11 protein-coding genes are annotated in these 9,831 nt (G+C 67.6%); 10 read left to right on the top strand and 1 reads right to left on the bottom strand.

Translation table 11 applies throughout. The annotated features are described in order from the left end of the window. The 9 genes from JWP28_RS13885 to JWP28_RS13925 form a co-directional block, all read left to right on the top strand. On the top strand, nt 1–415 hold a 415-nt coding region (locus tag JWP28_RS13885), incomplete at its 5' end, for a DNA/RNA nuclease SfsA (RefSeq protein WP_299543771.1). 6 nt (nt 416–421) lie between these two features. After that, a complete protein-coding gene (gene map / locus JWP28_RS13890) occupies nt 422–1,258 on the top strand; it encodes a type I methionyl aminopeptidase (protein ID WP_299543772.1) in 837 nt (278 codons plus the stop codon). A gap of 23 nt (nt 1,259–1,281) precedes the next feature. Next, on the top strand, nt 1,282–1,668 hold the full coding sequence (locus JWP28_RS13895; protein WP_299543773.1) for a VOC family protein: 387 nt from the start codon (nt 1,282–1,284) through the stop codon (nt 1,666–1,668). Nucleotides 1,669–1,735: 67 nt separating this feature from the next. Further along, nucleotides 1,736–3,412 (top strand): hypothetical protein, encoded by a 1,677-nt coding sequence (locus JWP28_RS13900; protein WP_299543774.1) that lies wholly within the window; start codon nt 1,736–1,738, stop codon nt 3,410–3,412. A gap of 137 nt (nt 3,413–3,549) precedes the next feature. Then, a complete protein-coding gene (locus JWP28_RS13905) occupies nt 3,550–5,244 on the top strand; it encodes a thiamine pyrophosphate-binding protein (RefSeq protein WP_299543775.1) in 1,695 nt (564 codons plus the stop codon). 79 nt (nt 5,245–5,323) lie between these two features. After that, entirely contained in the window at nt 5,324–5,971 is a 648-nt protein-coding gene (gene radC / locus JWP28_RS13910) for a DNA repair protein RadC (protein WP_299543776.1), read from the top strand. A 110-nt stretch (nt 5,972–6,081) separates the two neighbouring features. Then, nucleotides 6,082–7,323, top strand: a complete 1,242-nt coding sequence (locus JWP28_RS13915) for a site-specific integrase (RefSeq protein WP_299543777.1) — start codon at nt 6,082–6,084, stop codon at nt 7,321–7,323. Nucleotides 7,324–7,719: 396 nt separating this feature from the next. Continuing rightward, on the top strand, nt 7,720–8,022 hold the full coding sequence (locus JWP28_RS13920) for a hypothetical protein (RefSeq protein ID WP_299543778.1): 303 nt from the start codon (nt 7,720–7,722) through the stop codon (nt 8,020–8,022). Nucleotides 8,023–8,127: 105 nt separating this feature from the next. Next, complete coding sequence (locus JWP28_RS13925; protein WP_299543779.1) at nt 8,128–8,466, top strand: hypothetical protein; 339 nt, start codon at nt 8,128–8,130, stop codon at nt 8,464–8,466. A 549-nt stretch (nt 8,467–9,015) separates the two neighbouring features. On the opposite strand, the gene JWP28_RS13930 is transcribed toward JWP28_RS13925, so the two are convergent. Next, the gene (locus tag JWP28_RS13930; protein ID WP_299543780.1) at nt 9,016–9,174 is read right to left on the bottom strand and encodes a hypothetical protein; all 159 of its coding nucleotides are present in this window, start codon (nt 9,172–9,174) and stop codon (nt 9,016–9,018) included. Nucleotides 9,175–9,348: 174 nt separating this feature from the next. Between JWP28_RS13930 and JWP28_RS13935 the strand changes: the two genes are divergently transcribed. Continuing rightward, nucleotides 9,349–9,831: hypothetical protein (locus tag JWP28_RS13935; RefSeq protein WP_299543782.1), on the top strand; the 483-nt coding region annotated here is incomplete at its 3' end.

A 9,831-nucleotide genomic window follows, 5' to 3' on the forward strand; every position in this document is an offset into this window, starting at 1 on the left:
CAACGAAACCCACCGCCGCGAAGAGAAGTACGGCGCCAACTCCCGCGTGGACTTCCTGCTCGAAGCGCCCGCCCGCCCGCCCTGCTTGCTGGAGGTCAAGAACTGCCACCTGCGCCGCTCAGGGACGCTGGCCGAATTCCCCGACTGCGTCGCCGCAAGGTCCCTGAAGCACCTGAAGGAGCTCACCGCCATGGTCGAGGCCGGCCAGCGAGCGGTCATGCTGTTCGTCATCCAGCGCACCGATTGCGACGCCTTTTCGGCCTGCCACGACCTCGACCCCGCCTATGCCGCCGGCCTCAAGGACGCGGCAAACCGGGGTGTTGAAGTTCTGTGCTATGATTGCGACATAAGCCCCATGGCGGTCAGCATCGCCCGCAAGGTCCCCTGGAAGAGCGCGGCGCCCGCCGCGGCATAGAACGATATGGCCAACACCGACCCCCATCTTGGCTTGGCAGACGCCGACTACCGCACCGGCCAGATCAAGATCCACAGCCCTGCGGACTTCGAGGGCATGCGGGTGGCAGGCCGGCTCGCCGCCGAGTGCCTGGACATGCTGATCCCGCACGTGGTTCCGGGCGTCGTCACCGACCACCTCGACACGCTGGCCCGCGAGTTCATCCTCGACCACGGCGCGCTGCCGGCCTGCCTGGGCTACCGCGGCTACACTCGGACCGTCTGCATCAGCCCCAACCACATCGTCTGCCACGGCATCCCGGGCGATCGCACCCTGCGCGAGGGCGACATCGCCAACATCGACGTCACGGTCATCGTCGACGGCTGGCACGGCGACACCTCCCGCATGTACGGCGTCGGCCCGGTCGCGCCGCGCGCCAAGCGGCTGATCGACGTCACCTACGAGGCGATCGAGCGCGGCCTTTCCGCCGTGAAGCCCGGCGCGCGGACCGGCGACATCGGTTTCGCCATCCAGTCCTACGTCGAGAGCATGCGCTGCTCGGTGGTCCGCGACTTCTGCGGCCACGGCCTGGGCAAGGTGTTCCACGACGCGCCCAACATCCTGCACTTCGGCCAGAAGGGCACCGGTGAGCTGCTGCGGCCGGGGATGTTCTTCACCATCGAGCCGATGGTGAACCTCGGCAAATTCCAGGTGAAGCTGCTCTCCGACGGTTGGACGGCGGTCACCCGCGACAAGTCGCTGTCGGCCCAGTGCGAGCATTCCATCGGCGTCACCGAGACCGGCTACGAGGTCTTCACCCTCTCGCCCGCCGGTCTCTACAAGCCGCCGGTGATCAGCGCCTAAGCACCACCCGGGCGAGGCCCGCCATGAGCATCGAACTCAACCACACCATCGTTCACACGTCCGACCGGGAGGCCTCCGCCAACTTCCTCTCGGAGATCCTGGGCCTCGCCGAGCCCCGATCCTTCGGCCCGTTCCTCGCCGTCGAGACCGCCAACGGCGTCAGCCTGGATTTCATGGCCGACCCCGGCCCGATCGCGCACCAGCACTACGCCTTCCTGGTGTCGGAGGCCGACTTCGACGCCATTTTCGAGCGCGTCTCGGCGCGCGGGATGACCTACTGGGCGGACCCGGCGCAGCGCCGCGAGAACGTGATCAACACCCGCGACGGCGGCCGCGGCTTCTATTTCCTCGATCCGTCCGGCCACTTCCTGGAGGTCCTGACGCGGCCCTACGGCAGCGGCGCAGCCTGACGGGTCGGCCCCCTTGCCGAACACGTGAAAACGCCCGACCCTCCCGCAACGATAGGGAGGGACCACCATGAAAGCCGCAGCCTTTGCGCTCGCCGCCGTCGCGCTCGGCTTTCCCAACGCGGTCGGGGCGGACGCCACCGCGCTCGGCGTCGGCTACATCTGCGGGGCGGAACGCACGGCGCCTCGCGCCGGGCCGCAGCCGGCGGTGATGCTGACGGGCGTCGGCAATGGCGCGTCGCCCGCCGACACCGCCAGCCGCGAGGCCCAGGCCTGGTACGACGAGGGCCTCAACCTCTACCACGCCTTCAACCACAACGAGGCGAGCGCCGCCTTCGCCAAGGCTGCGGCCCTCGATCCCGCCTGCGCGCTCTGCGAGTGGGGCGTGGCGCTCGGCCTCGGCCAGACGCTGAACTATGGCGTGACGCCCACGCAGGGGGCCGTGGCGCTCAGCCATGCCGACCGCGCCCGCAAGCTGCTCAAGCCCGGCGACGCCCGCGCCGAGGGCCTGATCGCGGCCCTGCAGCTCCGCTACGGCAAGGACACGCCCGACGCCAAGCGCGACACCGTCTACGGCCAGGCCATGGACGACCTGGTGCGCCGCTTCCCCGGCGACGACGAGATCGCCAACCTGGCGGTCCAGGCCCTGCTGATCCCCGCCCGCCGCGACGACTATTCCGGCGTTCCCCGCGCCGAGGCGATCCTCAAGGACGTGCTGGCGCGCCATCCCGACGACACCGCGGCGATCCACTATTACATCCACGCCACCGAGTTCGCCGGCCATCCGGCGCAGGCCCTGCCCTATGCCGAAAGGCTCGCAGGCCTCGCGCCCGGCGCCAGCCACCTCGTCCACATGGCCGCCCACACCCTGATGCACGTGGGGCAGTACGAGCGCGTGGCGATCGTCGACGCCCAGGCTCTGAAGGTGGACGCCGACGTCGAGGCGAAGCTGCGCTACGCGGGCCCGCTCTCCAGCCAGATATACTACCTGCACAACTACACCTTCGGCCTGGCCGGAGCCCTGATGGCCGGAGACGGGCGCCTGGCGCTGAAATACGCCGACCACGCCGCCGTCGCGTTCCCGGCGACTTTCGACCATGGCGTGGTCGCCATGCCGGCTGGCGCCGCGCGGTCCGCCAATCCGGTCGAGCGGCGCACCACCGCCAGCGCCCGCAGCCTGGTGGCCTACGGGCGCTATGCTCCTGATCGGGCGCTGGCGCTGGCCGACGCCGCCGGCGATCCGCGCATCGTGCGGGTCTATCGGCACTACGCCCGCGGCGAGGCCTTCGCCGCCCGCGGCGACGTGGCCGGAGTCCGGCGCGAGGCCGAGGCGGGCAAGGCGAACGAATCCGGAACCGTCGACATCGCCGCCATCGCCGGCGACGTGCTCACCGGCCGCGCCGCCCTCTTGGACCACGAGCCCGCCAAGGCCGCCGAAGCCTTCGCCCGCGCCGCCCAGCGCCAGGAAAAGGCCTTCCCGGTCTTCGACAACTTCGACCCGCCGCCCTGGTGGTATCCGGTCCGCCGCAGCCTGGCCGCCGCCGACCTCGCCGCCGGCAAGCCCGCCGACGCTGTCCGCGAAGCCAAGGCCAGCCTCGCCGGCTGGCCCGACGACGCCCTGGCCCTGCGCGTGCTCGCTCAGGCCGAGGCCAGGCTCGGCGATTCGAAAGCCGCGAGCTCCCACCTGGCCCAGGCCAGGCGCGCCTGGCGCGGCGACCTGGCCAAGGCGTCGATCGACCTCACCTAGGTTTCAAAACCGGGAACACCTGGGAACAATCCGAAGGACGCGGCAGTCCTTGTGATGATCGCCGCGGGTCGTCCAGCGCGACCTTCTACGACGGCGCCTCACTCATCGTTCTGGAGAACGGCGAAGGGAGACGGAAGATGTCGCAAGCCGTTGCAGGCGTCCTGGTCAGCACGCTCGAGCAGATCGGGGTCAAGCAGATCTTCGCCCTGATCGGCGATTCCCTGAATCCCCTCGCCGACGCGGTGCGCCACAGTTCCATCGAGTGGATTGGCGTTCGCCACGAGGAGGGCGCCGCGCTGGCGGCTTCAGGCCAAGCCAAGCTCACGGGGCGGCTGGCCGTGTGCGCTGGCACGACGGGCCCCGGCAGCACCCACCTGGTTGCGGGCCTCTACGAGGCCAGCCGCGATCACGCGCCGGTGCTGGCGCTCTCGGGGGACATGCCGCGTAGCCTCCAGGGCACGGACTACATCCAGACGACGGCGCCGGATCTGCTGTTCCGCGACGTGGCGCTCTACACCGCGACCGTCTCCTCGCCAGATCAGGCGCCGGCCGTGATCCATCAGGCCATCGCGGCGGCCTATGGCGGCCGTGGCGTCGCCCACCTGACGTTGCCGCAGGACGTGATCGGCGCGAAGGCCGATGGGACCGTGGCGAGCGTCGCGACGCTCAGGCCCCGGCCCGAGATCGCCGCCAGCGAGGACGAGGTCGCCGAGATCGCTCGCCGGATCGACCGGGCGAAAAGGCTGGTGATCATGTGCGGCGCCGGCTGTCATGGCGCCGCCGACGAGCTGCGGGCCCTCTCCGACCGCCTGCAGGCGCCCCTGATTCATACCGTGAAGGGCAAGGACGTCCTGCCCTATGACGACGCCCGTTGGATGGGCGGCATCGGCATGATCGGCACGAAGGCGGTCTACGACGCGGTGATGCGCTGCGATCTCCTGCTGATGGTCGGGACCGATTACCCCTATTCGGACTTCCTGCCCGCCAAGGAGGTCGTCGTCCAGATCGACGAACGCCCCGAGGTGATCGGCCGCCGGGCCCCGACCGTCTACGGCGCCGTCGGCTCGGCGCGCCCGACGCTGAAACTCCTGCTGGATCGCGTCGCCGCCAAAACCGACTCCGCCTTCTTCGACGAGGTGGCCAGGGGGCGCCGCAGTTGGGATGAGATGCTCGACAGACAGGCGGACCCGGCGCGCAGCAAGGATCGCGTCCACCCGCAGGCGGTCGCGCGGACCGTCGGGGACCTCGCCGCGCCTGACGCCGTCTTCGTCTTCGATACCGGCCTCAACACGCTCTGGTCGGCCAACTGGATCCGTCAGAATGGACGCCAGCGCATCGTCGGCTCGTTCAACAACGCCGCCGTCGGGACCGCGCTAGGCCAGGCCAACGGCATCCAGGCGCTGGACCGCTCCCGTCAGGTCATCGCGCTTTGCGGCGATGGCGGATTCAACATGCTGATGTGTGAGTTCCTGACCGCCGTGCACCACAAGCTGCCGGTCAAGGCGGTGATCTACAACAACTCGGCTTTCGGCCTGATCCACCTGGAGGCGGAATCCATCGGCCTGCCGCCCTTTGAGCCTGGCATCGAATTCCCCAACCCGGATTTCGCGGCCTTCGCCGAGGCCTGTGGAGGCCGCGGCTTCAAGGTCGATAAGCCGGGCGCCCTGCAGGGGACGATCTCGGAGGCCCTGGCCTGCAGCGGCCCGGCGATCGTCGACGCCGTCGTCAACGCGGACGAGCTCCCCAACCTGCCGCACCTGGACCTTGGCCAGCTTGGCCGCGTCGCCAAGGCGAAGGTCAAGGAGGCCGTGCTTTCCGTGACCGGCGGATAATGGGCGCAGGCTGGGCGCGCTTCGCCTTGCCTAAGCTTCGCCTTGCAATTCGGGAACACATAGGGAACATTGTTCCCGCATGGACAGCCCGTCATCCGTTCAGGACGCCTCGCCCCAGCCCGACCTCTGGCTCGCGGCCAAGCGGGCGCCAAAGCCAAAGCCGCACTACGCCGGCCATCGCGACCGCCTGCGTGAACGCGCGCTCGCCGGCGGGCTGGCCGCCCTGCCCGATTACGAACTCCTCGAACTGCACCTCTTCCGCTCGATCCCCAGGGGCGACGTCAAACCGCTGGCCAAGCAGTTGCTCGCCCGCTTCGGCTCGCTGGCCGGGGTGCTGGGCGCGACGCCCGACGAGCTGAAGACCGTCAAGGGGGTTGGCGATGCGCTGGCGCTGGACCTCAAGCTGCTGCACGAGGCGGCCCTGCGCACCGCCCGCGAGGCGGTCGGCAAGCGGCCGGTGATCTCCTCCTGGGCGGCCTTGCTGGCCTATGTGAAGACCGCCCTGGCGCATGAGGCCCGCGAACAGTTCCGCGTGCTGTTCCTCGACAAGAAGAACCAGCTGATCGCCGACGAGACCATGAACCGCGGCACCGTCGACCACGCGCCGGTCTATCCCCGCGAAGTCATGCGCCGCGCGCTCGAACTCTCCGCCAGCGCCGTGATCCTGGTGCATAACCACCCGACTTGGCCTTGTTCGATCACGCTCGATCACGCTCAATACCATTGAATAATCAGGATTTTTCGGTATATTGACTGGGAACAGATCGTGTCCCCATAAGCGGGATATCGAGCCCTTACCGTCCCCAGTTACCGTCCCCAGTTGGACCCGAAAAATCCATGGCGAGCCTCACCGACAGCACGATCCGCCGCGCGCTCAAGTGGGCCGAAAAGACCGGTAAGCAGAAGACGCTCGCCGATGGCGACGGTCGCGGCACGGGCCGCCTGACCTTAATCCTAAAACCGATGCCTAGCCGGGTGACCGCCGACTGGATGGCGCAGCAGTGGCGCGACGGGAAGCGGACCAAGGCCAAGATCGGGGACTATCCGGCCATGTCACTGGCAGAGGCCAGGGTCGTTTTCGAGCGCGACTACTCCGGAGTGATCCAGAAGAAGGTGAGCATCAAACTCGCCATCGACGCTCGGCCTGGCACGGTCGCCGACCTGTTCGAGGCCTATGTCGCCCATCTGAAGTCGGCGGAGAAACCATCGTGGTCGGACGCGAAGAAGAGTCTGGACAATGTGGCCGCGATCCTCGGCGGCAACCGGCTTGCGCGTCAGGTGACCCCCGAGGAGGTATTGGGTGTGTTGCGGCCGATTTATGAGCGCGGCAAGCCGTCAATGGCCGACCATGTCAGGAGCTACATCCGGTCGGCCTATTCCTGGGGCATCAAATCCGAACTGGACTATCGGACTGCTGCGCCCCGGCGGTTCAAGATCGTGGCCAATCCCGCCGGCGGTATCCCAACTGAGCCGAAGGTTGCCGGAACCCGTTGGCTCAAGGAGGACGAGTTTGTCCAGCTTTACCGCTGGCTCGAACACCCGGATTCGCCCGTGCATCCGCCCTATACCCGTGCGGTGCGCGTCCTGATGTTGACCGGGCAGCGGGTTGAGGAGATCGCTGGTCTCCATAAAGACCAGTGGGTCGCCAAGGAGAAGATCATTGACTGGTCGAAGACCAAGAATGGCAAACCCCACGCGATCCCCGTTCCTGACCTCGCGGCGGAGTTGATCGGGTCGATCATCCCGAACAAGTACGGCTGGTTCTTTCCGTCTGCGAAGGATCCGTCCATGCCGGTCAGCGCTGGGACGCTCTACAGCTTCATGTGGCGCCAGAGGGATCGGGGTGTGATCCCGGTGGTCACCAACCGCGACCTGCGCCGCACCTGGAAGACTCTGGCTGGCAAGGCCGGCGTGTCCAAAGAAATTCGCGACCGCCTGCAGAACCACACGCTGCAGGATGTGAGCTCCAAGAGCTACGACCGCTGGAACTACATGCCGGAGAAGCGGGCCGGCATGAAGAAGTGGAACGCCTGGGTCGGCAAGCTACTTGCAAAGAAGGCGCGCAAGGCCGCCGCCTAGCAACGGCACCTTTCCTCTTCTCTTAGTCAGCGGGTCGTAGGTTCGAATCCTACCGCACTCACCATTCTCCGTAGGAAAATCAATGACTTACAAATTCGGCTCCGGCAGCCGCCGGCATAAGCGCCGGATTACACCGGTTTTATGCCGGTGAATTCGGTTCCGCCGGCTGCGCGCTAGGGTACGAAATTACCGCCGGCTACCGATCGACGTGTCCCCGGCGGCCCACTAGGTCCGCGCGAAGGCTCTTTCCTCGGATGCTCAGCGCTCTACAGCCCTGAAACCCCTAGCCTCCTCCCTTGAACCTGTCTGCGTCTGCCAGACAGAACGGTTCGCGGGCGGCAGCGCTGCAGCCAGGCTGTGGCTAGCCAGAACCAGCGTGGCCCCGTACAGGGGCGAATGGTCAGTTCACAACATCTTCGACGCTGGTCGGCGCTGGTCGTTGCAACCAGCATCGGCGCGGCGCTCCTGGCCTATGTTGTTGGTGGTCTCGTCGTCGTGCTGGGCCATTGGCGGTGGGCGCCACGAACGGCGCTGCTGTCCGTCCCCGTGCTCGTCGCCCTGGCGCTCTGGCCCGCCTCCAAATTGGCTCCGAAAGTCACCCGCTCCCAGCGCATCTGGGGTTGGTGGATTACCCTGGCGTTGGCCTACGCCCTGCTGGCTTGGATGATGATCGAAAGTCGGATGCTGGCTCGCGCATGACGCGTAGGGGGTGCCCACTCAACCAGCAGGCTTGACGCCCGAGCGAGTTGGGTCTTATTTCCCTTCGGGGAATGCACGCGTTTTGCGCCATTCGGGGGGAAATTCATGTCATCTATCGTAAGCAAGGCCACGCGCCTGTGCGTTGTCGCGTCCATCGCCATGGCTGCGAGCGGCTGTGCAACCAACGAAAAAATTGCGACCAGCCAGCTGGGCGACGAGAAGCTGTCCTGCCAGGACATCAAGTCCCAGGACAGGAAGCTCGACGGAGTTCTCGAGGAAGCCCAGCACAACAAGGGCGTCAGCGGGGCCAACGTCGCGGCGGTGCTGTTCTTCTGGCCCGCGGCGGTCGGCAACTACATGGATGCCGACAAGGCCGAGCAACTGGTCAACAAACGCAAGGCCGTCCTCGCCGACCTCTACAAAAACCAGCGCTGCGCAGTCTAGGCGACCCTTCCGAAAGATCGCGCCTTAAGCGGCGCCACTAGTCTAGCAGCCCTGCCGAGTCCGGCGAAAGCGCGCGGCTCGGTACGCAGCGCCATCTAGTACCGCTGGTACCGATCCCGACGGAACGCCTCCTTCCCGGAGGGCGGTTAAGCCGTGGTGCGACTCGGGCGTCGTCAGGGCGAGCCGTCGCGGTGCATGAGGAGCCAGGGTGAGCGGAGTTCTCGAGCGGCTTTCGATCCGGCTGCTGAGCTTGGCCGCAGGGGCTACGGTGCCTTACCTTGGCGTGCGAACGGGCGCCGTCTTCAACCGCTTTCGACGCGTGGAGCGGTCAAAGGACCCCCTACGGGTTCTGGCTCTGGCTGGGGTTCTGGACGCTTTGCGCCTTCGTCCTGGCGATGACGGTGTTCGTCGCGTCCGTCTGGCCCTAGGCCCCCCGACGAGCCAAGTCCGCGCCCCGCCGCCAGAGGGGCGATAGGTCGATGCAGCAGTGAGGCTTGCGCGGCGGCGAGCGTTCGACCGGCCCCTGGCGCCGGGATCCGGCCGGCCCCTCTAGCCACTGAACCATTTCAGCAGGGCCATGGTCAGCAGCGCGCCCAGGACCAGCGGCAGCACCACAAGGCCCCAGCCGGTGGCCTGCGCCTCGAACCAATGGCCGACCCTAAGCGACAGCGAACTCTCAGCGCGCCGATGCGGAATACGTTTGAGCATGTAGATCGTATGGAACATACAGCGAACAAAGGCAAGAATTTGGGCCCGAAAGTTGAGCTGGAGTGGCCCCGCCTGATCTGCGACCTTGCCGCCGGCCGCACCGCGCCGCCGCTTGCGCCGGCGGCGCAAAGACGCTTCCTAGCTCAGGACCGTCCCGAATCCCCTGGAACCGCCGTGGCCGCCGAAAGTCCTTCGATCTACCTGGCGACGCCCTGCTATGGGGGCCAGGCGCACGCGATCTACATGAGCTCGCTGCTGGCGCTGCGGCCGGCCTGCGCCGCGCGCGGCGTTGGGCTGCAGGTCGACCTGAGCGGCGGCGAGGCCCTGATCGGCCGCGGCCGCGCCGCCTTCCTGGCCAAGTTCCTCGAGAGCCCGGCGACCCACCTGCTGTTCATCGACGCCGACATCGGCTTCGAGCCGCCGGCCGTCTTCCGCCTGTTGCAGGCCGGCCGCGACGTCGTCGGCGGCCTCTACCCTCGCAAGAGCCAGGAGCGGGGGAACGGCGCCCTCATCTATGAGGCCGAGCCCCTCCCCGGGCCGGCGCCGCCGTCCCCGGACGGCTTCCGCCCCATCGCCAGCCTCGGCGCCGGCTTCCTGATGATCACCCGCTCAGCCGCCCGCCGCATCGTCGAAGCCTACCCGTATCTCCGTGCCCGC

It is taken from the genome of Phenylobacterium sp., from assembly GCF_028290885.1.
In the GTDB taxonomy this organism is placed as follows: Bacteria; Pseudomonadota; Alphaproteobacteria; order Caulobacterales; family Caulobacteraceae; genus Phenylobacterium.

Coding starts and splice junctions, on each gene's coding strand:
- map (WP_299543772.1), top strand. CDS start 422: ATGGCCAACACCGACCCCCATCTTGGCTTGGCAGACGCCGACTACCGC.
- JWP28_RS13895 (WP_299543773.1), top strand. CDS start 1,282: ATGAGCATCGAACTCAACCACACCATCGTTCACACGTCCGACCGGGAG.
- JWP28_RS13900 (WP_299543774.1), top strand. CDS start 1,736: ATGAAAGCCGCAGCCTTTGCGCTCGCCGCCGTCGCGCTCGGCTTTCCC.
- JWP28_RS13905 (WP_299543775.1), top strand. CDS start 3,550: ATGTCGCAAGCCGTTGCAGGCGTCCTGGTCAGCACGCTCGAGCAGATC.
- radC (WP_299543776.1), top strand. CDS start 5,324: ATGGACAGCCCGTCATCCGTTCAGGACGCCTCGCCCCAGCCCGACCTC.
- JWP28_RS13915 (WP_299543777.1), top strand. CDS start 6,082: ATGGCGAGCCTCACCGACAGCACGATCCGCCGCGCGCTCAAGTGGGCC.
- JWP28_RS13920 (WP_299543778.1), top strand. CDS start 7,720: ATGGTCAGTTCACAACATCTTCGACGCTGGTCGGCGCTGGTCGTTGCA.
- JWP28_RS13925 (WP_299543779.1), top strand. CDS start 8,128: ATGTCATCTATCGTAAGCAAGGCCACGCGCCTGTGCGTTGTCGCGTCC.
- JWP28_RS13930 (WP_299543780.1), bottom strand. CDS start 9,174: ATGCTCAAACGTATTCCGCATCGGCGCGCTGAGAGTTCGCTGTCGCTT.